We start from the raw sequence: 21,867 nt of genomic DNA on the forward strand, positions 1-21,867 counted from the left end.
GGAATTTTCTGCGCCGCGCGCAAGATAGTCGTCAAGATTATGTGACAGCCATAAGCCTTTTCAAACCCGACAGTCACCGCAAACACGACTTATCGCACGAAGCGTAACGAAAATTTTACGAATTAAAGAGACTTTTCCTACTCAGCCAGTCTTCAACCTGCTGCAACAACAAACGTTCCGGGGTATTTCTCAGTCCATCGCAGGACATAACAAGAACGAAATTCCCCTCGCAGGAGAGCAGTATGAAGCAGACGCAATACGTGGCCCGCGAGCCCGATGCGCAAGGTTTTATCGACTACCCCGCAGAAGAACACGCGGTGTGGAACACGCTGATCACCCGCCAGATGAAAGTGATCGAGGGTCGTGCGTGCCAGGAATACCTGGACGGTATCGAAAAACTCGGTCTGCCCCACGACCGCATTCCTCAACTGGGCGAGATCAACAAGGTGCTCGGCGAGACCACCGGTTGGCAGGTTGCCCGCGTCCCGGCGCTGATCCCTTTCCAGACCTTTTTCGAATTGCTCGCCAGCAAGCAGTTTCCGGTGGCCACGTTCATCCGCACCCGTGAAGAACTGGACTACCTGCAGGAGCCGGACATTTTCCACGAGATCTTTGGCCACTGCCCGCTGCTGACCAATCCGTGGTTCGCCGAATTCACCCACACCTACGGCAAGCTCGGCCTGCAGGCGACCAAGGAAGAACGCGTTTACCTGGCGCGCCTGTACTGGATGACCATCGAGTTCGGCCTGGTCGACACCCCGCAAGGCAAACGCATCTACGGCGGCGGCATCCTGTCCTCGCCAAAAGAAACTGTTTATTCGCTGTCGGACGAGCCCGAGCATCAGGCCTTCGATCCGCTGGAAGCCATGCGCACGCCGTATCGCATCGACATCCTGCAACCGCTGTACTTTGTCCTGCCGAACCTCAAGCGCCTGTTCGACCTGGCCCACGAAGACATCATGGCCATGGTCAAGCAAGGCATGCAGCTGGGTCTGCACGCACCGAAGTTTCCGCCAAAACCGAAAGCCGCGTGACCCGCGACTTTTGCTTACAAGTGAGTCTGTCAGTCGTCGCCACTTTGGTTTAGCGTGGCGACTTTGACGGCCAATATAAAAAAACACCTTCAGATTTCAGGAAGTCCACCATGTCCACTTTGAACCAAGCCCATTGCGAAGCCTGCCGTGCCGATGCCCCACAAGTCAGCGATGAAGAACTGCCGATCCTGATCAAGCAGATCCCTGACTGGAACATCGAAGTACGCGACAGCATCATGCAGCTGGAAAAAGTCTTCCTGTTCAAGAATTTCAAGCACGCGCTGGCGTTCACCAACGCCGTCGGCGAGATCTCCGAGGCCGAAGGTCACCACCCGGGCCTGCTCACCGAGTGGGGCAAAGTCACCGTGACCTGGTGGAGCCACTCGATCAAGGGCCTGCACCGCAACGACTTCATCATGGCCGCGCGCACTGACGAAGTGGCCAAGACTGCAGAAGGACGCAAGTAATGCACTTCGACGCCATCGGCCGGGTGCCCGGCGACCCGATCCTCGGTCTGATGGAGGCCTACGCGCAGGACTCCAACCCGCGCAAGTTCGACCTCGGCGTCGGCGTCTACAAGGATGCCCAGGGCCTGACGCCGATCCCCGAGGCGGTGAAAATCGCCGAGGCGCGGCTGGTCGAGAGCCAGGACACCAAGACCTACATCGGTGGCCACGGCAATCCGCTGTTCGGCAAGGTCATCAATGAGCTGGTGCTTGGCGTCGATTCGAAGCTGATCGCCGAGCAACGTGCCGGCGCCACTCAGACGCCGGGCGGCACTGGCGCCCTGCGTCTGGCGGCGGACTTCATCGCCCAATGCCTGCCGGGCAAAGGCGTATGGCTGAGCAACCCGACCTGGCCGATCCACGAAACGATTTTCGCGGCCGCCGGGGTCAAGATCAGCCATTACCCGTACGTCGGCAGCGACAACCGCCTCGACGTCGATGCGATGCTCGCCGTGCTCAACGAAGTGCCGAAAGGTGATGTGGTGCTGCTGCACGCGTGCTGCCATAACCCGACCGGTTTCGACCTGAGCCACGACGACTGGCAGCGAGTGCTGGAGGTGGTACGCCGCCGTGACTTGCTGCCGCTGATCGACTTTGCCTACCAGGGCTTTGGCGACGGTCTGGAGCAGGATGCATGGTCGACCCGGCTGTTCGCCGCCGAGCTGCCCGAGCTGCTGATCACCAGCTCCTGCTCGAAGAACTTCGGCCTGTACCGCGACCGCACCGGTGCGTTGATCGTCAGCGCGAAAACCGCTGACAAACTCATCGACATCCGCAGCCAGTTGGCGCACATCGCTCGCAACCTGTGGTCAACGCCACCGGATCACGGCGCGGCTGTGGTCGCCACGATCCTCGCCGACCCGGAGCTGAAACGCCGCTGGGCCGACGAAGTGGAAGCCATGCGTCTGCGCATCGCCCAATTGCGCAGCGGTCTGGTGGAAGCGCTGGAACCGCACGGTCTGCGCGAGCGTTTTGCGCACATCGGCGTGCAACGCGGGATGTTCTCCTACACCGGTCTGTCGCCGGAACAGGTGAAGAACCTGCGCGAGCATCACAGCATGTACATGGTCAGCTCGGGCCGGGCCAACGTTGCCGGGATTGATGCGACGCGCCTCGACCTGCTGGCCGAAGCGATCGCCAACGTCTGCAAATAACTCCCCCTGGTCTTGATCGTTCCCACGCTCCGCGTGGGAATGCCTCAATGGACGCTCCGCGTCCGCTTCGGCAGGGACGCAGAGCGTCCCGGGCTGCATTCCCACGCGGACGGTTCGACGCCTCGACGTGGGAACGATCAGGCGCACTCATCGCGAGCAGGCTCGCCCCTGCATTTGCCCTGCGTCACCCTGTCGCACTTGTCTAGACAATCCCGCCCGTCGAAACAAATGGATTTAAAAATGAGTTTGTCATTTTTCTTGCTGTATCCTGCGCAGGCTTTCTGAAAGCGCGGATCTACCAGATCTATCAACAGACTTAGCGAGGAGCGCAACCATGCACGAGATTCCGAATCTCCCCTTCCCAAGCCTGCACGAAACTGAGCAGACGACCACGCAACAAGCCGGTGCCCAACAGCCCGAGCCGAAAGAAGCCGCCGAGAGCCGTCCGGCCGACAGCGAAGAGTAAGCAACACCCGCCGTACAGACCGTGTGGAAAGCGCTAACATGCGCTTTCCACACTGCCTGAAACCTGAGTTGCCATGTCCAAAGAATTCGATGAACAACAGGCCGAGACCCTGATCGGTGCCACCGAAAAGATGATCGAGATCTGGAGCCGTCTCTCGCCCGAGAAACAGGCCGCCCTGCTCGCCCGTTTCGGCAGCGAAGAAAACGCGCTGGCCGCCCTGGTCACCACGCAATTGGTCGCCCCGGCCAAATAGTTTTACTTTTCCCCGCCCTGGACGCGTCCGCATCGGTATCATGAGCAGCCTATCTATTCTGCTCTTCCCGTGGATCGTAATTCATGTCGTCCTCTATGCCAGAACCCCAGCGCCCCCTGGCGGTCACGCTGCAAGTCGTTTCCATCGTCCTGTTCACCTTCATCGGCTACCTGAACATCGGCATTCCGCTGGCGGTGCTGCCCGGCTATGTGCACAGCGACCTGGGCTTCGGCGCGGTCATCGCCGGGCTGGTGATCAGCGTGCAATACCTCGCCACCCTGCTCAGCCGCCCGTATGCCGGCAAGATCATCGACAACCAGGGCAGCAAACGTGCGGTGATGATCGGTCTCGCCGGTTGTGGTTTGAGCGGCGTGTTCATGCTGATTTCGGCGTGGACGCCCAACCTGCCGCTCCTGAGCCTGATCAGCCTGTTCGTTGGCCGTCTGGTGCTGGGCAGCGCGGAAAGTCTGGTCGGGTCAGGCTCGATCGGTTGGGGCATAGGCCGGGTCGGCGCCGCCAACACCGCCAAGGTCATCTCGTGGAACGGCATCGCCAGTTACGGCGCGCTGGCGGTCGGTGCGCCGCTGGGGGTGTGGCTGGTCAGCCGTTTCGGCTTGTGGAGCATGGGCGTGAGCATTCTGTTGCTGGCCACGCTGGGGCTGCTGCTGGCCTGGCCGAAAACCGCCGCGCCGATCGTGGCCGGTGAGCGTCTGCCGTTCATGCACGTTCTCGGGCGCGTCTTTCCGCACGGCTGTGGACTGGCCTTGGGCTCGATCGGTTTCGGCACCATCGCCACCTTCATCACCCTGTATTACGCCACGCAGCATTGGGATAACGCGGTGCTGTGCCTGAGCCTGTTCGGCGCCAGCTTCATCGGTGCACGCCTGCTGTTCGGCAACCTGATCAACCGCCTCGGCGGCTTCCGCGTGGCGATTGCCTGCCTGTCGGTGGAAACCCTGGGCCTGCTGTTGCTGTGGCTGGCACCGGACGCGCACTGGGCATTGGCCGGTGCGGCATTGAGCGGTTTCGGTTTCTCGCTGGTGTTCCCGGCGTTGGGCGTGGAAGCCGTGAACCTGGTGCCGGCCTCCAGCCGTGGCGCGGCGGTCGGGGCTTATTCGTTGTTCATCGACTTGTCGCTGGGCATCACCGGGCCGCTGGCAGGGGCGATTGCAGCGGGCTTCGGATTTGCCTCGATCTTCCTGTTCGCCGCCCTCGCCTCTTTGAGCGGCCTGGCACTGAGCGTCTATCTCTACCGCCACACGGCGAAGTACCGCGAAGACTAGAAATCCACCTTGCCGCGCCCGGCCTTGATGCTGCCGCGCTTGGTCTTCGATTCGAGCCGACGCTTCTTGGAGCCCAGCGTCGGCTTGGTCGGCCGGCGCTTCTTCTCAACCTTGGTGGCGCTGAGGATCAGCTCGGTCAGACGCTCCAGTGCATCGGCGCGGTTCTGTTCCTGCGTGCGGTACTGCTGGGCCTTGATGATCAGCACGCCGTCGCCGGTGATGCGACTGTCGCGCAGCGCCAGCAGCCGCTCCTTGTAGAACTCGGGCAAGGACGAGGCCGGAATGTCGAAGCGCAGGTGCACGGCGCTGGAGACCTTGTTGACGTTCTGCCCACCGGCGCCCTGGGCGCGGATGTACGTCAGTTCGATCTCGGCATCCGGCAGATGCACGTTGTTTGAAATCACCAGCATGGAAAAACGTCCGTAATCAGAACCCGCAGGATACCGCGAAAGCACAAAAAACCCGGCACTTGGCCGGGTTTGTTGTTTTTGCAACGACGCTTACTTGGCTGCGCTCGCTGCGTGCAGTGCCTGTTGCGCACCACGCTTGTTCTTGATCACGTAGCAGACCCACATGAACACGACCCACACCGGAATCGCGTACACCGAGATCTGAATGCCCGGGATCAGCAGCATCACGCCAGGGATGAACAGGACGAACGCCAGGCAGATGTAGTTGCCGTACGGGTACCACAGCGCCTTGAACAGCGGCTTCTGGTGGGTCTTGTTCATGTGCTGGCGGAACTTGAAGTGCGAGAAGCTGATCATCGCCCAGTTGATCACCAGCGTCGCAACCACCAGCGACATCAGCAGTTCCAGCGCATGTTGCGGGATCAGGTAGTTGAGCAGCACCGCCACCAGGGTCACGGCTGCCGACGCCAGGATCGAACGTACCGGTACGCCGCGCTTGTCGATCTTCGCCAGCGCTTTCGGCGCGTCGCCCTGCTCGGCCATGCCCAGCAGCATGCGGCTGTTGCAATAGGTGCCGCTGTTGTACACCGACAATGCCGCGGTCAGAACCACGAAGTTGAGGATGTGCGCAGCGGTGTTGCTGCCAAGCATCGAGAACACCTGCACGAACGGGCTGCCGCTGTAGGAATCGCCCGAAGCGTTGAGGGTTTCCAGCAGGCTGTCCCATGGGGTCAGCGACAGCAGGATCACCAGTGCGCCGATGTAGAAAATCAGGATCCGGTAGATCACCTGGTTGATCGCTTTCGGGATCACGGTTTTCGGCTTGTCGGCTTCGGCTGCGGTGAAACCGAGCATTTCCAGACCGCCGAAGGAAAACATGATGATCGCCATGGCCATCACCAGGCCGCTGACGCCGTTCGGGAAGAAACCACCGTGGGACCACAGGTTGCTCACGGCCGCCTGCTCACCGCCATGGCCGCTGACCAGCAGGTAGCTGCCCAGGGCGATCATGCCGACGATCGCCACGACCTTGATGATCGCGAACCAGAATTCGGCTTCACCGAAGACTTTGACGTTGGCCAGGTTGATCGCGTTGATCAGCACAAAGAACGCCGCGGCAGTGACCCAGCTCGGGATCTCCGGCGCCCAGTAGTGGATGTATTTGCCGACCGCGGTCAGCTCCGACATGCCCACCAGGATGTACAGAATCCAGCAGTTCCAGCCCGACAGGAAGCCGGCGAAACCGCCCCAGTATTTGTGCGCAAAGTGGCTGAAGGAGCCGGCCACCGGCTCTTCGACGATCATTTCGCCGAGCTGGCGCATGATCATGAAGGCGATGAAGCCGCAGATGGCATAGCCGAGGATCATCGACGGACCGGCGGATTTCAGCACCCCGGCCGAGCCGAGGAACAGTCCGGTACCGATCGCGCCACCGAGGGCGATCAGTTGAATATGGCGATTTTTCAGGCCGCGTTTCAGCTCGCCTGATTGCGAGTTTTGTCCACTCATGAAAAAGGTCTCACGCAAGGTTTGATGATGTTCAGTAGACGTTGCTGCAAGGTTGCGATTTCAGCCAACCTTGATCAAACCCCAGCGCAGGCACCAGGAATTCAGCTTTTTTACAACGGTCATGCGTCACCTGTTTGTTTTTATCTGTGACGAAATCGAACCCGACACGCTTGTGACGCGGCGGAGTGAACAAGGCGGATAAACCTTGAGGTTTGCGCGATTACGCAGAGGGTCACAGTTAAAACGCGGCGCATTGTACACCGCTAACCCCCTGCTGCCAGACCTCGCCGGATCAGCGTGTCGGTTGCCGGGATTGCATGTGTCCACCCCGGGAAGCCCGGGCGGCTGCAAAATTTGAGTCAGGCCTTTGCAGGCCATCGGCGTGGACGATGGAAGATTCGCCCCACGTGGAGAAGTGAAAATGGATAACGGCGTTCATTGCGCCTCCTTCTTGTTATGCACCTGCACGACAGGCATGGAGCGCATCTCACCCTCCAAACGACACTGAAACAAGCGCGCCAGAGCGCTGCGCAAGGCCCGGTGAGCCTGGCTCCGGCAGATTTTCCTTACACCCAGGCAAAGCCACCCGATTCATGGGACGGCGAGGGCTTTTTCGTAAACATCCACTGACAGCGCGTAACGTAAAGTTTCCACTCCAGACCCCTCGAAGAGGCGTCCGGTGATTGACGTTAGCTGGCTAACTATTTGAAAGGCGTTAAGTTTTTTGTTTAAAAAAAAGAAAAACACGCCCGAAAAAAAGAAATAAAAAGTCCAAAAAAAAACGCCAACCCTGAGGTTGGCGTTTTCTGTTTTCAGCTTGAAGCTTGCCGCTCGAAGCTTACAACCGCGTTATTCCGGCTTCTTGCGACCGAAACCCGGACGCTGACCGGAACTGGCCGGTGCGCCACGGCGCTTGCCCGACGGTTTGTCATCGTCAGCCAGCTTGATGCCTGGACGCTTCGGCGATGGCTTGGACGGACGCTTGGTGTCGACTGGACGATCCGCCACCGGCGTACCGCGACCTTCGCCACGCTCGGTACGGCCATTGGCCGGACGCGGTGTGCGTGGACCGCGCTCGCCATCCGGACGCGCTGCCGGTTTGCGACCTGGACGCTCGCCTTCGATCTGCGGCTCGCGAACCGGACGCGGACCGGCGCCAATTGGCGCACCGTTGGCCGGACGCAGGGTACGCACGCGCTCGGTACGGGCCATCGGACGCGACGACTTGCGTTGCATGCGGTCGAGCTTGTCTTTGCTCTTGGCATTCAGTTGCGGCATGGCCACCGGGGTCAGGCCGACTTCGGCGCTCAGCACGTCGACTTCGTACTGGCTCATTTCGCGCCAGCGGCCCATCGGCAGGTCGGAGTTGAGGAACACCGGACCGAAACGCACGCGCTTCAGACGGCTGACCACCAGGCCCTGGGATTCCCACAGGCGACGTACTTCACGGTTACGACCTTCCATCACCACGCAGTGATACCAGTGGTTGAAGCCTTCGCCGCCCGGTGCCTGTTGGATATCGGTGAACCGCGCCGGGCCGTCTTCCAGCACCACGCCGGCCTTCAGGCGCTCGATCATTTCGTCATCGACTTCGCCGCGTACACGCACCGCGTACTCGCGGTCCATCTCATAGGACGGGTGCATCAGGCGGTTGGCCAGTTCACCGTCGGTGGTGAACATCAGCAGACCGGTGGTGTTGATGTCGAGACGACCGATGTTGATCCAGCGGCCTTCTTTCGGACGCGGCAGCTTGTCGAACACGGTCGGACGGCCTTCCGGGTCGTCACGGGTGCAGATCTCGCCATCGGGCTTGTTGTACATGATCACGCGGCGAACCGACTCGGCGGCTTCTTCACGCTTGATGACCTTGCCATCAATGGTGATGGCGTCGTGCATGTCGACACGCAGGCCCAGGGTGGCGTCTTTGCCATTGACCTTGATCCGGCCGGCAGCGATCCAGGATTCGACGTCACGGCGCGAGCCGACGCCGATACGGGCGAGGACTTTCTGCAGCTTTTCGCCTGCTGGGCCGATTTCCTGGTCGTCTTTCTGATTGATGTCACTCATCTGGGCACCTCCCGGTGTGGTCTGTTCAGCGGCGCTGAATTGAGCCGCTGAAGCGTTGAAATCTGGGTTTTCGGGCGAAGGGATCGCCGAAGGGTCGCGAATCATACGCGGATGTGGCCGCGCGCGCATCAGAGACTAGTCGATCAGGCCAAGGTTATTTCTTTTTCCGCCGACCGGTGGCCCCGAGCTTGATCAGACGCAGCGCGGCTTCGGCCAGTACGGTGCGCTTGTCGTCCTTGTCGAGTTTCTTCCAGGCCCGGATCTCGCGCTTGCTGCGGCCGCAGCCGAGGCAGATGTCGTCGCTGAACTTGCAGACGCTGATGCACGGGTCCTTGGTCGAGCTCATGCTCAATCCTCGAACTCGCGGCGTTCGGCTTCAATGGCTTCGGCCAGGGCGCGGGCTTCGGCTTCTTCTTCGCTCAGCTCTTCCTCGGCGGCGGGTTCCGGGGCGGGCTGTTCAAGCCGGGCGACGGCGGCCAGCAGTTTTTCCCGGGCTTCGGCCACGCCGAGCACATCGTCTTCCTGCTCAGGTTCGTGCTCGAATTCAGGTTCATGCTCAAATTCAGGCTCGAATTCAGGTTCTGGCTCACCCTCGTGCGGCGGCTCGAGCGGATCGGACTCAACCCCGGTCGGCATCGATTCGCCGCCCACCCCGTCACGCAGCAAGTCGTCGAAGTCGGTCTTGATCCCCTCCTCCATGCTGTCCAGTTCCAGCAACAAGGTATGGAAACTGGTTTCCTCCTTCGGCTCTTCCGGCTCGGCGCTGGCGTCGGCCAGTTCCTGCAAGCCCGGTGGCACCGGAGCGTCGTCGAAGTCGAGCACCGGTTCCGCCTCGATCTCGCGCAATTCGGCCAGCGGCGGCAGATCGTCGAGGTTCTTCAGGTTGAAGTGATCGAGAAACGCCTTGGTGGTGGCGAACATCGCCGGTTTGCCCGGCACGTCGCGGTAACCGACGATGCGAATCCACTCGCGCTCGAGCAGCGTCTTGACGATGTTGGTGTTGACCGCCACGCCCCGCACGTCCTCGATTTCGCCCCGGGTGATCGGCTGGCGGTAGGCGATCAGCGCCATGGTTTCCAGCAGTGCGCGGGAATAGCGCTGCGGACGCTCCTCCCACAAGCGACCGACCCACGGTGCGAACTTTTCACGGATTTGCAGGCGATAGCCGGAGGCGACTTCCTTGAGCTCGAACGCCCGGCCCTCGCAGGATTTGCCGAGCAGGGTCAGGGCTTTCTTGAAAACCGGCGGTTCCGGGCGCTCGCCTTCCTCGAACAGTTCATACAGGCGCTCAAGGGATTGCGGCTTTCCCGAGGCCAACAGAAAGGCTTCAAGCAGGGACGCCAGCTCGCGGGGTTCAGTCAGGTTCATATCGGGACTCGTTATTCGGCTCGGGCTCGCACGTGGATCGCGGCGAACGGCTCATTCTGCACCAGCTCGATCAGGGATTCCTTGACCAGTTCAAGGATCGCCATGAAGGTCACCACCACCCCGAGCTTGCCCTCCTCGGCGGTGAACAGCTCGACGAACGGCACAAACCCGCCGCCCTTGAGCCGCTCCAGCACGTCGCTCATGCGCTCGCGGGTGGACAGCGCCTCGCGGCTGACCTGATGGCTTTCGAACATGTCGCCCCGGCGCAGCACTTCGGCCATGGACATCAGGATTTCTTCCAGCGCCACGTCCGGCAACAGCTTGCGCGCGCGGGCTTCCGGGGCGTCGAGCTTGGGCACGATCACGTCGCGACCGACCCGGCTCAGGCCATCGATGCCTTCGGCGGCGGCCTTGAACCGTTCGTACTCCTGCAGGCGGCGAATCAGTTCGGCGCGCGGGTCGTCCTCTTCGTCCTCGACGGTTTCGGCCCGGGGCAGCAGCATCCGCGACTTGATCTCGGCCAGCATCGCGGCCATTACCAGGTACTCGGCGGCCAGTTCCAGGCGCACCGACTGCATCAGCTCGACATAGCCCATGTACTGGCGGGTAATTTCCGCCACGGGGATGTCGAGGATGTTGATGTTCTGTTTGCGGATCAGGTACAGCAACAGGTCGAGCGGGCCTTCGAAGGCTTCGAGGAAGACTTCCAGGGCGTCCGGCGGGATGTACAGGTCCAGCGGCATTTCCGTGACCGCCTGGCCATAGACCATGGCAAACGGCAGTTCCTGCTGGGCACCGGCCTGGGGATCAACGGTTTCCACTGCGGACATTCAGGCCTCGACCATGAATGGAGCGGGATCGCCGCAACCGACGCGGGTCACTTCCGGATCGTCGCCCGTGAGGTCGATCACGGTGGAGGCCTTGATACCGCCGGAACCGCCGTCGATGATCAGGTCCACCTGATGCTCGAGCAACTGGCGCATTTCGTACGGGTCGCTCAACGGGTCTTCATCGCCCGGCATGATCAGGGTCACGCTCATCAACGGCTCGTCCAGTTCGGCCAGCAGCGCCAGCGCGATCGGATGGCTCGGCACCCGCAGACCGATGGTGCGCTTCTTCGGATGCAGCAACAGCCGCGGCACTTCGCGGGTGGCGTTGAGAATGAAGGTGTACGGCCCCGGCAGGTGGGCTTTGAGGATTCGAAAGGTCCCGGTGTCGATCTTGGCGTAATTGCCCAGCTGCGACAGGTCGCTACAGATCAGTGCGAAGTTGTGTTTCTCGTCGAGCTGACGCAGGCGTCGAACGCGCTCGATGGCGTTCTTGTCGCCGATCTGGCAGCCGATTGCGTAGGAAGAGTCCGTGGGATAGACCACCACTCCGCCCTTGCGGATGATCTCGACCGCCTGTTTGATCAGGCGCGCTTGCGGGTTTTCCGGATGAATCTGGAAAAATTGACTCACATTCTCTACCTGTTCAGACGGCGGCAATAACTGGGTCATGTTTGAACCGACCCCACAGCGGTGGAAGGTCCTCCGGCACCGGCCGGTACTGGCCGATCTCGGACCAGCCACCAGGGCCATGGAAATCACTGCCGGCGCTGACCAGCAGACCGAACTCACGGGCAAGAATCGCCAGGCTGCCCACCTGTTCCGCAGGCTGATGGCCATTGACCACTTCGATCGCATGCCCGCCCGCTTGAATATAGTCGGCAATCAGCTTTCGGCGCTTGCTGCGGGTGAAATCGTAGTGCCACGGATGCGCCAGGCTGACCCAGGCGCCGGCGGCGCGCAACGTGCCGACGGTGTCTTCCAGGGTCGGCCAGTGCTGCTTGACGTCCCCCAGCTTGCCGGCGCCGAGCCATTTGCGAAACGCCTCGGCGCGATCCTTTACAAAACCTTCACGCACCATCCAGTCGGCGAAATGCGGGCGGGCCGGCGCGTTGCCGCTGTCGCCCAATTCCTGCTGGATCTGCCGCGCGCCGTCGAGCGCATTCGGCATGCCCTTGAGGGCGAGCTTGCGGCTTATTTCTTCAGACCGCAGCCAGCGGCCGTCGTGCAACTGCGCAATCGCCTCGACCAACGGCGCGGCATTGACGTCAAAACCGTAGCCGAGCACGTGAATGGTCGCCCCGCCCCAGGTGCAGGACAATTCGACGCCGTTGACCAGTTGCATGCCCAGCCCCTCGGCGGCCGTGCGCGCTTCGTCGAGGCCTTCGAGGGTGTCGTGATCGGTCAGGGCCAGGACTCGCACGCCGTTCTCGAACGCACGCGCAACCAGTGCCGCAGGCGCCAGGGCGCCATCGGAGGCCGTGCTGTGGCAGTGCAAATCAACGTTCACGGGGATGTGTTACCTCAAATCAGCTGGCGCTATCGCGCGCCCATATGTTTGTTATTATGCCGCCACATCCAGCTTCTGGCTCTCACTGTGAAACAATTCATCGATTTCATCCCGCTTCTGCTGTTCTTCATCGTCTACAAACTCGATCCACGCACCGTCGACGTTGCCGGCCATGAACTGACGGTAGGCGGCATTTACAGTGCCACCGCCATGCTGATCATCAGTTCCCTGGTGGTGTACGGCGCGCTCTTCATCAAGCAGCGCAAGCTGGAGAAGAGCCAGTGGCTGACCCTGATCGCCTGCCTGGTGTTCGGCAGCCTGACCCTGGCCTTTCACAGCGAAACCTTCCTGAAATGGAAAGCCCCGGTCGTCAACTGGCTGTTCGCCCTGGCCTTCATCGGCAGCCATTTCATCGGTGACCGCCTGCTGATCAAGCGCATCATGGGCCACGCGTTGACCCTGCCGGATCCGGTCTGGACCCGCCTTAACATCGCCTGGATCGCCTTTTTCCTGTTCTGCGGGGCCGCCAACCTGTTCGTCGCCTTTACCTTCCAGAGCATCTGGGTGGACTTCAAGGTGTTCGGCAGCCTGGGCATGACCGTGCTGTTCCTGGTCGGTCAGGGCATCTACCTGTCCCGTCACCTGCACGACGCCGATACCACAACGCCAAAAACCGAGGACTGACATGCTCTACGCCATCATTGCCACCGACGTCGCCAACTCCCTGGAAGCCCGCCTCGCTGCGCGCCCGGCACACCTTGAACGCCTGCAAGTGCTCAAGGGCGAAGGCCGCATCGTGCTGGCCGGCCCGCACCCGGCGGTCGACAGCAATGATCCGGGCGCAGCAGGTTTCAGCGGCAGCCTGATCGTCGCCGAATTCGACTCCCTGAGCGCGGCGCAAGCCTGGGCCGATGCCGACCCGTACGTCGCCGCCGGCGTCTACGCCAATGTTGTCGTGAAGCCGTTCAAGCAAGTCCTGCCGTAACCTCCCCCGCAAAAGCCCTCAGCGCGATGAACCTTGTCGGTTCATCGCGTTCTCAATCGCTCATTATTCTCGTTTGCCGGCCGACAACCTGCCCAATATCCATTTGGAAACAGGAGTCGCGATGCGCAAGGGTCCGTTGTGTCTGATGTTGGTCACGTTGTCGATCATGGCGCCCGCCCATGGTGAAGAAAGCACCGAAGGCAACAGCTCCACGCCGCTTTCATTGAGCGCCGGCAGCCAGATCACCGAGTTGCAGCAGCGCCTGAAGGCCAGCGAGCAGCAACGGGAAGAACTGAGCAAACAACTGCAAAATGCCGACAACACCCGCGAAAGCGCCCAGCTCGCCCGGTTGCGCCAGGAGAACCAGCGTCTGAAGCTGCAACTCAAGGAAGCCCAGGCCAGCCCGCTGCCGCGCCTGCTGACCGAACAGCAGCAATGGTTCGTCACCGGGGCCGGGGTAGCGCTATTGGCGCTGCTCTGCGGTATCTTTGCCAGTGGAGCAAGCCGAAAACGTCGGCAATGGCTAAATTGAGTGAGTCATGAGCGAGCTGTTACTGATTGATGATGACCAGGAGTTGTGTGAACTCCTGAGTAGCTGGCTGAGCCAGGAAGGCTTTCAGGTCCGGGCCTGTCACGATGGCCAGAGCGCCCGCAAGGCGCTGGCCGAAACCGCGCCGGCGGCCGTGGTGCTGGACGTGATGCTGCCCGACGGCAGCGGTCTGGAACTGCTCAAGCAACTGCGCAGCGATCACGCCGACCTGCCGGTGCTGATGCTCTCGGCCCGGGGCGAGCCGCTGGACCGGATCCTCGGCCTGGAACTGGGCGCCGACGATTACCTGGCCAAACCCTGTGATCCACGCGAACTGACCGCCCGCCTGCGCGCCGTGCTGCGCCGCAGTCATCCGGCCGCCGTGTCGACCCAGCTCGAGCTGGGCGACCTGAGCTTCAGCCCGGTGCGCGGCGTGGTCAGCATCGACGAAAAGGAATTCACCCTCACCGTCTCCGAAAGCCGCCTGCTCGAAGCCCTGCTCAAGCAACCGGGCGAGCCGCTGGACAAACAGGAACTGGCGCAGATCGCCCTCGGCCGCAAGCTGACGCTGTACGACCGCAGCCTGGACATGCACGTCAGCAACCTGCGCAAAAAGATCGGCCCGCACCCCGACGGCCGCCCGCGCATCGTTGCCCTGCGCAGCCGTGGCTACTACTACAGCCTCTGATCGTCTGTCAGTTTTGTCAGGTCGGCGCGAAAACGTGTTTACCCAAGCTTTACACAGCGCTGACCGTCGCTGACCTTGATCTCCGTAATCTGTACTCATCCGGAACGTACCGGGAACGAGACAAAGGAGATTCACCATGCGCAAGACTCTTATCGCTCTGATGTTTGCCGCTGCCCTGCCGACCGTCGCCATGGCCATGCCACAGGATGGTGGCCCGCTGGACGGCCCGCGCCATGGCGGTCAGATGCACGGCATGCACGGCAAAGGCCCGTACAGCCAGCTCGACTTGTCCCGCGAACAGCGCGAGCAGATCCGCAAGATCATGGGCGAGCAGATGCACGAGCGTAAACAGACGGTCGAAAAATACCTGGAGAAACTCTCGCCAGCCGACCAGAAAGCCATGAAGGACGAGATGGCGGCCAACCACAAGAAAGCCGAGTCTGATGTTCGCGCCGTGTTGAAACCGGATCAACAGAAGAAATTCGACGAGATCCAGAAGAAACAGGCCGAACGTCGCGCCGAATGGGCCGAGTTCAAAGCCTGGAAAGCGCAACAGCCGCAAAAGGCGCAATAATGTTCTAGCGTCACGCCCCGACCCAACGGCTCACCGCCGTTGGGTTTTCTTTGTTTGAGGATTTTCTGTGCGTTCATTGTTCTGGCGTATCCTCGCCAGCTTCTGGCTGGCCATCGCTCTGGTTGCAGGGCTTTCCATTCTGCTGGGGCACATGCTCAACCAGGACGCGTGGATCCTCAGCCGCCATCCGGGCCTCAACACCCTTGCCGCCGAATGGACGCAGACCTACGAAGCCCAAGGCGAAGACGCCGCCCAGGACATCCTCGAACAGCGCAAACGCCAGTACCACATCGACGTGCAAGTGCTGAATGAAAGCGGCGACCCGGTGGTGCGCGGCACCTTCCCCCGGCGTGCGGCAGCCTTCGAGGCGCGGCAGAACAACGATGACCGACGCCTGCCCTGGCGCCGACTGACCGACGAATTCACCAGCGACAAAAGCGGCGACACCTACCTCTTCATCTACCGCATCCCGCACCCGGAACTCGACGCCTGGCACCGCGAAAGCCTGCTCTGGCCGTTGAGTGCACTGGGTATCGCGCTGGTGGTGCTGACCCTGTTCAGCCTGCTGGTGACCTTTTCCATCACTCGCCCGCTCAGCCGTTTGCGCGGCGCGGTGCATGACCTCGGCCAGACCACCTATCAGCAGAACAGCCTGGCGCAACTGGCCAACCGTCGCGATGAATTCGGCGTGCTGGCCAACGACTTCAACCGCATGGGCGCCCGCCTGCAAAGCCTGATCGGCAGTCAGCGCCAATTGCTGCGCGACGTGTCCCACGAGTTGCGTTCACCGCTGGCACGCCTGCGCATCGCACTGGCACTGGCCGAACGGGCGAGCCCCGAAGAACGGGAAAAACTCTGGCCGCGCCTGACCCGCGAGTGTGACCGGCTGGAAGCGTTGATCAGTGAAATTCTGGTGCTGGCGCGAGTCGATGCCGACAACGCCAGCGCCGAAGAGGTGGATCTGAATGCCCTGCTCGCCACCCTGCAAAAAGACGCTCAATTGGGTTCGCCAGAGCAGACCGTGCGTCTGGAGGCCGAGCCGGCGCTCAATCTGACAGGCTGGCCGACCATGATCGAACGCGCCGTGGACAACCTGCTGCGCAATGCCCAGCGCTTCAACCCGGTCGGGCAGTCGATTGAAATGCAGGCGTCACGTCAGGGCGAGCGGATCGTGGTCAGCGTGCGTGACCACGGGCCGGGGGTGCAGGCCGAGCACCTGAGCCAGTTGGGCGAACCGTTTTATCGGGCGCCGGGGCAGACCGCTGCGGGCCATGGCCTGGGACTGGCGATTGCCCGGCGGGCGGCGGAGCGGCATGGCGGGACGCTGGTGCTGGCCAATCATCCGCAGGGCGGGTTTGTGGCGAGTCTTGAATTGCCTCTCGTACCGGGGGCAATTGTCCAACCGTGAAACCAATGTGGGAGCGAGCCTGCTCGCGATAGCTTTTTGTCAGTCAATGGTGATGTGACTGGCTGCCCCCTATCGCGAGCAGGCTCGCTCCCACATTTATTTAGTGTGTCAGGCCTTTGCCGGCCAGGCGCTGACAAACTCCGCCAAATCAACCTTCTCCGCCACCCGCGGTTCTTTCTGCGGCGTGCCGAGGTACAGGAACGCAATCACCTCTTCGTCATCCGTCAGGCCCAAACCCTTGGCGACATGTTTCGAGTACGCCAGATCACCGGTGCGCCACACCGCGCCAATCCCCTGCGCGTAAGCCGCCAGCAGAATCCCGTGAGCCGCACAGCCTGCGGCCAGCAACTGCTCGGCCTTGGGGTATTTGACGTGATCCTGCAACTTGGCGATGACCACGACCACCAGCGGCGCCCGCAGCGGGCCGTTGCGAGCCTTGTCAATCATCGCTTCGGTGACTTCGCCTTCCTGCATCTGCGCAGCTTCGGCCAGCAACTCGCCCATCTGCTCACGCGCCGCGCCTTCGACGGTCAGGAAGCGATACGGCTGCAAATGGCCGTGATCCGGTGCGCGGGTCGCGGCGGCGAACAGCACTTCGCGCTGTGCGGCAGTGGGGGCCGGATCGATCAGTCGTGGAACGGAAACACGGTTGAGCAAAGCGTCGAGAGCCTGCATCGGCCACCTCCTGAAAAAAATGTCCGGCTATTCTAGCTGCAAGTGATCCAGACGCGTCGGTTTACATGCCTTGCACCGCAGGTAGAATGGCGCCCTTCCCACATCAGCCCGAGCGGACTTCATGGCGTTGCCGACCTTACGGATCATTGGTTTCATCATCGGCATCTTCCTGATCACCCTGGCCGTCGCCATGGTCGTGCCCATGGCCACCCTGGTGATTTTCGAGCGCACCGGCGATCTGCCGTCGTTCCTCTGGGCGAGCATGATCACCTTCGTCGCCGGCCTCGCGCTGGTCATTCCCGGTCGCCCGGAACACATTCACCTGCGCCCCCGGGACATGTACCTGCTGACCGTCAGCAGCTGGCTGGTGGTGTGCATCTTTGCCGCGCTGCCGTTTTTGCTGACCCAGCACATCAGTTACACCGACTCGTTCTTCGAAAGCATGTCCGGCATCACGGCCACCGGCTCGACCGTGCTCAACCATCTGGACGACATGTCCCCCGGCATCCTGATGTGGCGCTCGCTGCTGCACTGGATCGGCGGCATCGGCTTCATCGGCATGGCGGTGGCGATCCTGCCGCTGCTGCGCATCGGTGGCATGCGGCTGTTCCAGACCGAATCCTCGGACCGCTCGGAAAAGGTCATGCCCCGCTCGCACATGGTGGCGCGGCTGATCGTGGCGGCCTACGTCGGCATCACGATTCTCGGCAGCCTGGCGTTCTGGTGGGCCGGGATGAGCCCGTTCGATGCGATCAACCACGCGATGTCAGCGATTTCCACCGGCGGGTTCTCGACCTCCGACCAGTCCCTGGCCAAGTGGACGCAACCGGCGGTGCACTGGGTCGCGGTGGTGGTGATGATTCTCGGCAGTCTGCCGTTCACCCTGTACGTGGCGACGCTGCGCGGCAACCGTCGGGCGCTGATCAAGGATCAACAGGTGCAGGGTTTGCTCGGCATGTTGCTGGCGACCTGGCTGGTGCTCGGCACCTGGTACTGGTGGACCACCAACCTGCACTGGCTGGACGCGCTGCGCCATGTGGCGCTGAACGTGACGTCGGTGGTCACTACCACGGGGTTTGCGCTGGGGGACTACAGCCTGTGGGGCAATTTCTCGCTGATGCTGTTCTTCTATCTGGGCTTCGTCGGTGGCTGTTCCGGTTCGACGGCGGGCGGGATCAAGATCTTCCGTTTCCAGGTCGCCTACATTTTGCTCAAGGCCAACCTTAACCAGCTGATTCACCCACGGGCGGTGATCAAGCAGAAGTACAACGGTCACCGCCTCGACGAGGAAATCGTTCGTTCGATCCTGACGTTCTCGTTCTTCTTCGCGATCACCATCTGCGTGATCGCCCTGCTGCTGTCGCTGTTGGGCGTGGACTGGATGACCGCGTTGACCGGCGCCGCCAGCACCGTGTCCGGCGTAGGCCCGGGCCTGGGCGAGACCATCGGCCCGGCCGGCAACTTCGCCAGCCTGCCGGATGCGGCCAAGTGGATTCTGTCGTTCGGCATGCTGCTCGGCCGACTGGAGATCATTACGGTGTTTGTACTGTGTATTCCGGCGTTCTGGCGTCACTGATCGCCTTCGGCGCCTCCAGCAACCGCGCCCGGTAATCGCCGGGCGTGGTGTCGAACCAGCGACGGAAGGCGCGGAAGAAATTGCTCGGATCGGCAAACCCCAACAGATAGGCAATCTCCAGCAAGGTCATGCTCGGTTGCGCCAGGTATTGCTCGGCGAGTTCTCGGCGGGTGTCATCGAGCAACTGCTGAAAACTGGTGCCCTCCTCCTGCAAGCGTCGTTGCAAGGTACGCTGGGACAGGTGCAGGGTCTGCGCCACCGTGTCGCGCTTGGGTTCGCCCTGCGGCAGCAGGCGGCACAACACCTGACGCGCCTTGTGGGTCACGCGGCTTTCGGAAAAACGCGCCAGATACTCCCCGGCGAACCGGTCATGCAGCAGCGCCATCGCTTCGTTGGCGGTGGGTAGCGGCGCTTCCATGTCGGCCCGTTCGAAGATCAGCGCGTCATACGGCGCGTTGAACACCAGCGGTGCATGGAAGGCTTGTTTGTAGGGTTCAAGATCATCCGGCTCATCGCCCTGCACCAGCACTTTGCGCGGGTGCAGCGTGCGCCCGGTCAGCCAGCCGCACAGCGCCAGCGCGCAGGCCAGTGAAGCTTCTGCACTTTGGCGGGTCGGCGGCAGGTGATCGCCATGCACCGTCAGAATCAGCGCATAACCTTCATCGAGCAGGCGAAAACTCAGGTCGGCACTTTCGGCGATGATCCGCTGATAACGCACCAGACGCTGAAAACCTTCCGCCAGCGTATTACTGGACATCAGTGCATAGCCCGCGACATGGAACGAAGCCGGCCGCACCACCTTGCCCATGTTCAGGCCGATCGCAGGATTGCCGGACAGCTCGACCGCCCGTTGCCAGAGTCGGGTCATGGAATCCTGTGGGAAGCGTGCGTCCGGATCCTCCAGCGCCGCGTAGTCGAGCCCCAGCTGTCTGAACAGAACCCGGCAATCCAGGCCGTCCATTTCCAGTGCCTTGACAATCCCCATCGCCCAGCTTGCAGAAGTCGTTCGTTCGCTCATGGCGTTTTTTCTTGGATGACATGGTGAGCCGCATACTACGGCCGATTTCCCAAGGATAGTAAAGTGGCGCCGATTGTCACTGGCCGACGCCATTGATCACTCTAGACTCAAATAAGCTACCCGCCGAACAACTTGCAATCAGAACAATAACCACAGAGATCGCAGTCGTGGAAACCATCAAGCCTTTCAACAGCTTCGCCGAGTTCTACCCGTATTACCTCAGCGAGCACAGCAACAGCACCTGCCGTCGCCTGCATTTCATCGGCACGACGCTGGTGATCTTCATTCTCGCCCTGACCATCGCCAAGGGCGCCTGGCTGCTTTTACTTGCGTTGCCGCTCGCTGGCTACAGCTTTGCCTGGGTCGGCCATTTCTTTTTCGAGAAAAACCGCCCGGCCACCTTCCAGCACCCGTTCTACAGCCTGCTCGGCGACTTCGTCATGTACCGCGACATGATCCTGGGCCGCGTGCCGTTCTAGAAATTCCGACCAAGAGGATTGCCGATGAATGCCAATGCCCGTTTCACCCACATGAAGGACGGCACACCGGACGACTGGGCGATCATTGCGGCGGATTTCAGCGCCTATGCCCGTCAGTTGCCGGGCCGGATCATGGCCCACCTGAAACTGCTCGAAGGCGATTTCGGCGGTTTCCCGGTGGATCGCCTGACCCACTCGCTGCAAACCGCGACCCGCGCCTTTCGCGACGGGCGCGACGAGGAATACGTGGTCTGCGCCCTGCTCCACGACATCGGCGACACCCTCGGTTCCTACAATCACCCGGACATTGCCGCCGCCATCCTCAAGCCGTTCGTCAGTGCCGAGAACCTGTGGATGGTGGAAAAGCACGGGATCTTCCAGGGCTACTACTTCTTCCATCACCTGGGCATGGATCGGCACCTGCGCGAGCAGTTCAGCGAGCACCCGCAGTTTCTGGCGACCGCGGAGTTCTGCGCCAAATACGACGCGGCGGCGTTCGACCCCGAGTACGACACCCTGCCGCTGAGCTTCTTCGAGCCGATGATGGAAAGGCTGTTTGCCCAGCCGAAGAACTCGATCTACAAGGCGGCGATGGAAGAGCACAGCCCGGCCTGAATCGATTTGAAAACTCAGACCAGCTCGGCAACCTTCGCCGCTTTCAACTCGGCCTCTCGCGCCTGCGCATCGGCCAGGCGATACAACTCGATCGTGCCGTCCCAGTGCTCGATCAGCGCCGTGCACGACTCCACCCAATCGCCACAATTGAGGTAATCCACCTCGCCGACCTTGCGGATCTCGGCGTGGTGAATGTGTCCGCAGACCACCCCGTGCAACTCGCGCTTCACGCATTCGTGGGCGATGGCTTCCTCGAAATCGCTGATAAAGCTGACCGCCGTCTTCACCTTGTGCTTGAGATAGGCCGACAGCGACCAGTAGCCGTAACCGTATTTCGCCCGCCAGTGATTGAGCCAGCGGTTGAGGGTCAGGGTGAACTCGTAGGCCGAATCGCCGAGGAACGCGAGCCAGCGGTGGTAACGGGTGATCACGTCGAACTGGTCACCGTGAATCACCAGCAGATGCCGGCCATCGGCGGTGACGTGGACGGCCTCGTCGACCAGCTGGATGTTGCCCAGAATCAGTTTCGAATAGCGGCGCAGGAATTCGTCGTGGTTGCCGGTGACGTAGATCACCTCGGTGCCACGCTTGCTCATGGTCAGCAAGCGGCGAATCACGTTGGTGTGCGCCTGGGGCCAATACATGCCGCCGCGCAGTTTCCAGCCGTCGATGATGTCACCGACCAGGTAGATCTTGTCGGCGTGATAGCCCTTGAGAAATTGCGACAGATGCTCGGCCTGGCAATCCCGCGTGCCCAAGTGCACGTCGGAGATCCACAGGGTGCGAACCCGTTGTTTACGGCTGGGTCTGGCGAGCTCGGCGCTGGTCATGGGCAACCCTCTGCGATGTTTTCGCCACTCTGCGCGCCCCCGGTTAATCGACCATGACAGGTATGCGTCAGTCGTGTGACAAACGCGCCGCCCCTGCGCCGGT

The 21,867-nt window shown here is 61.6% G+C and carries 26 protein-coding genes; 15 read left to right on the top strand and 11 right to left on the bottom strand.

The window, feature by feature from the left end; translation table 11 throughout:
• Positions 1-242 precede the first annotated feature (242 nt).
• The 6 genes from phhA (at position 243) to AC07Y2_RS13485 (ending at position 4,696) form a co-directional block, all read left to right on the top strand.
• Positions 243-1,034: a phenylalanine 4-monooxygenase gene (gene phhA, locus AC07Y2_RS13460; RefSeq protein ID WP_039765515.1), complete on the top strand. Its 792-nt coding sequence runs from the start codon at positions 243-245 to the stop codon at positions 1,032-1,034.
• 110 nt (positions 1,035-1,144) lie between these two features.
• Positions 1,145-1,501 (top strand): 4a-hydroxytetrahydrobiopterin dehydratase, encoded by a 357-nt coding sequence (locus AC07Y2_RS13465; protein WP_003222798.1) that lies wholly within the window; start codon positions 1,145-1,147, stop codon positions 1,499-1,501.
• Positions 1,501-2,694 (top strand): amino acid aminotransferase, encoded by a 1,194-nt coding sequence (locus AC07Y2_RS13470; protein ID WP_103385732.1) that lies wholly within the window; start codon positions 1,501-1,503, stop codon positions 2,692-2,694. Before AC07Y2_RS13465 ends, AC07Y2_RS13470 begins: the two co-directional genes overlap by 1 nt.
• A 334-nt stretch (positions 2,695-3,028) precedes the next feature.
• Complete coding sequence (locus AC07Y2_RS13475) at positions 3,029-3,160, top strand: hypothetical protein (protein WP_007958347.1); 132 nt, start codon at positions 3,029-3,031, stop codon at positions 3,158-3,160.
• A 73-nt stretch (positions 3,161-3,233) separates the two neighbouring features.
• Positions 3,234-3,413 carry a hypothetical protein gene (locus tag AC07Y2_RS13480; protein WP_011333012.1) on the top strand — a complete coding sequence of 60 codons (180 nt, stop codon included), beginning with the start codon at positions 3,234-3,236 and terminating at the stop codon, positions 3,411-3,413.
• Between the two features lie 95 nt (positions 3,414-3,508).
• The gene (locus AC07Y2_RS13485) at positions 3,509-4,696 is read left to right on the top strand and encodes an MFS transporter (RefSeq protein ID WP_170844945.1); all 1,188 of its coding nucleotides are present in this window, start codon (positions 3,509-3,511) and stop codon (positions 4,694-4,696) included.
• Here AC07Y2_RS13485 and arfB read toward each other — a convergent pair.
• The 8 genes from arfB to AC07Y2_RS13525 form a co-directional block, all read right to left on the bottom strand.
• Positions 4,693-5,106 carry an alternative ribosome rescue aminoacyl-tRNA hydrolase ArfB gene (gene arfB, locus AC07Y2_RS13490; RefSeq protein ID WP_011333010.1) on the bottom strand — a complete coding sequence of 138 codons (414 nt, stop codon included), beginning with the start codon at positions 5,104-5,106 and terminating at the stop codon, positions 4,693-4,695. The two genes, AC07Y2_RS13485 and arfB, sit on opposite strands and share 4 nt — an antisense overlap.
• A gap of 90 nt (positions 5,107-5,196) precedes the next feature.
• The gene (locus tag AC07Y2_RS13495) at positions 5,197-6,615 is read right to left on the bottom strand and encodes an amino acid permease (RefSeq protein WP_103385734.1); all 1,419 of its coding nucleotides are present in this window, start codon (positions 6,613-6,615) and stop codon (positions 5,197-5,199) included.
• A gap of 849 nt (positions 6,616-7,464) precedes the next feature.
• Positions 7,465-8,682, bottom strand: a complete 1,218-nt coding sequence (gene rluB, locus AC07Y2_RS13500) for a 23S rRNA pseudouridine(2605) synthase RluB (protein WP_103385735.1) — start codon at positions 8,680-8,682, stop codon at positions 7,465-7,467.
• A gap of 154 nt (positions 8,683-8,836) precedes the next feature.
• The gene (locus tag AC07Y2_RS13505; RefSeq protein WP_007958358.1) at positions 8,837-9,028 is read right to left on the bottom strand and encodes a DUF1289 domain-containing protein; all 192 of its coding nucleotides are present in this window, start codon (positions 9,026-9,028) and stop codon (positions 8,837-8,839) included.
• A 2-nt stretch (positions 9,029-9,030) separates the two neighbouring features.
• Positions 9,031-10,050: an SMC-Scp complex subunit ScpB gene (gene scpB / locus AC07Y2_RS13510; RefSeq protein ID WP_103385736.1), complete on the bottom strand. Its 1,020-nt coding sequence runs from the start codon at positions 10,048-10,050 to the stop codon at positions 9,031-9,033.
• An 11-nt stretch (positions 10,051-10,061) separates the two neighbouring features.
• Positions 10,062-10,880: a segregation and condensation protein A gene (locus AC07Y2_RS13515; protein WP_007958362.1), complete on the bottom strand. Its 819-nt coding sequence runs from the start codon at positions 10,878-10,880 to the stop codon at positions 10,062-10,064.
• Positions 10,881-11,510: an L-threonylcarbamoyladenylate synthase gene (locus AC07Y2_RS13520; RefSeq protein WP_039765617.1), complete on the bottom strand. Its 630-nt coding sequence runs from the start codon at positions 11,508-11,510 to the stop codon at positions 10,881-10,883.
• Between the two features lie 13 nt (positions 11,511-11,523).
• Positions 11,524-12,387, bottom strand: coding sequence for a PHP domain-containing protein (locus AC07Y2_RS13525; RefSeq protein ID WP_103385737.1), 864 nt, complete (start codon positions 12,385-12,387; stop codon positions 11,524-11,526).
• A gap of 87 nt (positions 12,388-12,474) precedes the next feature.
• Here AC07Y2_RS13525 and AC07Y2_RS13530 point away from each other — a divergent pair, with 87 nt between their 5' ends.
• From AC07Y2_RS13530 to AC07Y2_RS13555, 6 genes are all read left to right on the top strand, one after another.
• Positions 12,475-13,071 (top strand): septation protein A, encoded by a 597-nt coding sequence (locus AC07Y2_RS13530; protein ID WP_011333003.1) that lies wholly within the window; start codon positions 12,475-12,477, stop codon positions 13,069-13,071.
• A gap of 1 nt (position 13,072) precedes the next feature.
• A complete protein-coding gene (locus AC07Y2_RS13535; protein WP_039765503.1) occupies positions 13,073-13,372 on the top strand; it encodes a YciI family protein in 300 nt (99 codons plus the stop codon).
• A 121-nt stretch (positions 13,373-13,493) separates the two neighbouring features.
• On the top strand, positions 13,494-13,904 hold the full coding sequence (locus tag AC07Y2_RS13540) for an SH3 domain-containing protein (RefSeq protein WP_039765500.1): 411 nt from the start codon (positions 13,494-13,496) through the stop codon (positions 13,902-13,904).
• A gap of 7 nt (positions 13,905-13,911) precedes the next feature.
• Entirely contained in the window at positions 13,912-14,589 is a 678-nt protein-coding gene (locus tag AC07Y2_RS13545) for a response regulator transcription factor (protein WP_007958370.1), read from the top strand.
• A 136-nt stretch (positions 14,590-14,725) separates the two neighbouring features.
• On the top strand, positions 14,726-15,163 hold the full coding sequence (locus tag AC07Y2_RS13550; protein WP_103385738.1) for a Spy/CpxP family protein refolding chaperone: 438 nt from the start codon (positions 14,726-14,728) through the stop codon (positions 15,161-15,163).
• Between the two features lie 67 nt (positions 15,164-15,230).
• On the top strand, positions 15,231-16,571 hold the full coding sequence (locus AC07Y2_RS13555) for a sensor histidine kinase (RefSeq protein WP_103385739.1): 1,341 nt from the start codon (positions 15,231-15,233) through the stop codon (positions 16,569-16,571).
• Between the two features lie 108 nt (positions 16,572-16,679).
• On the opposite strand, the gene AC07Y2_RS13560 is transcribed toward AC07Y2_RS13555, so the two are convergent.
• On the bottom strand, positions 16,680-17,246 hold the full coding sequence (locus AC07Y2_RS13560; RefSeq protein ID WP_085666726.1) for a nitroreductase family protein: 567 nt from the start codon (positions 17,244-17,246) through the stop codon (positions 16,680-16,682).
• A 121-nt stretch (positions 17,247-17,367) separates the two neighbouring features.
• Between AC07Y2_RS13560 and AC07Y2_RS13565 the strand changes: the two genes are divergently transcribed.
• On the top strand, positions 17,368-18,822 hold the full coding sequence (locus tag AC07Y2_RS13565; RefSeq protein ID WP_039765494.1) for a TrkH family potassium uptake protein: 1,455 nt from the start codon (positions 17,368-17,370) through the stop codon (positions 18,820-18,822).
• Here the strand turns inward: AC07Y2_RS13565 and AC07Y2_RS13570 are convergent.
• A complete protein-coding gene (locus AC07Y2_RS13570) occupies positions 18,779-19,840 on the bottom strand; it encodes an AraC family transcriptional regulator (RefSeq protein ID WP_011332998.1) in 1,062 nt (353 codons plus the stop codon). The genes AC07Y2_RS13565 and AC07Y2_RS13570 overlap by 44 nt on opposite strands.
• Positions 19,841-20,007: 167 nt before the next feature.
• Here AC07Y2_RS13570 and AC07Y2_RS13575 point away from each other — a divergent pair, with 167 nt between their 5' ends.
• Together AC07Y2_RS13575 and AC07Y2_RS13580 are read left to right on the top strand one after the other, a co-directional pair.
• Positions 20,008-20,319 (top strand): Mpo1-like protein, encoded by a 312-nt coding sequence (locus tag AC07Y2_RS13575; protein ID WP_039765490.1) that lies wholly within the window; start codon positions 20,008-20,010, stop codon positions 20,317-20,319.
• Positions 20,320-20,343: 24 nt separating this feature from the next.
• Positions 20,344-20,934, top strand: a complete 591-nt coding sequence (locus AC07Y2_RS13580) for an HD domain-containing protein (RefSeq protein WP_039765489.1) — start codon at positions 20,344-20,346, stop codon at positions 20,932-20,934.
• A 14-nt stretch (positions 20,935-20,948) separates the two neighbouring features.
• Here AC07Y2_RS13580 and AC07Y2_RS13585 read toward each other — a convergent pair whose 3' ends face one another.
• Entirely contained in the window at positions 20,949-21,764 is an 816-nt protein-coding gene (locus tag AC07Y2_RS13585) for a UDP-2,3-diacylglucosamine diphosphatase (RefSeq protein WP_039765488.1), read from the bottom strand.
• Positions 21,765-21,867: the final 103 nt, after the last annotated feature.

The organism is Pseudomonas sp. GW456-12-1-14-TSB6 (genome assembly GCF_059424205.1).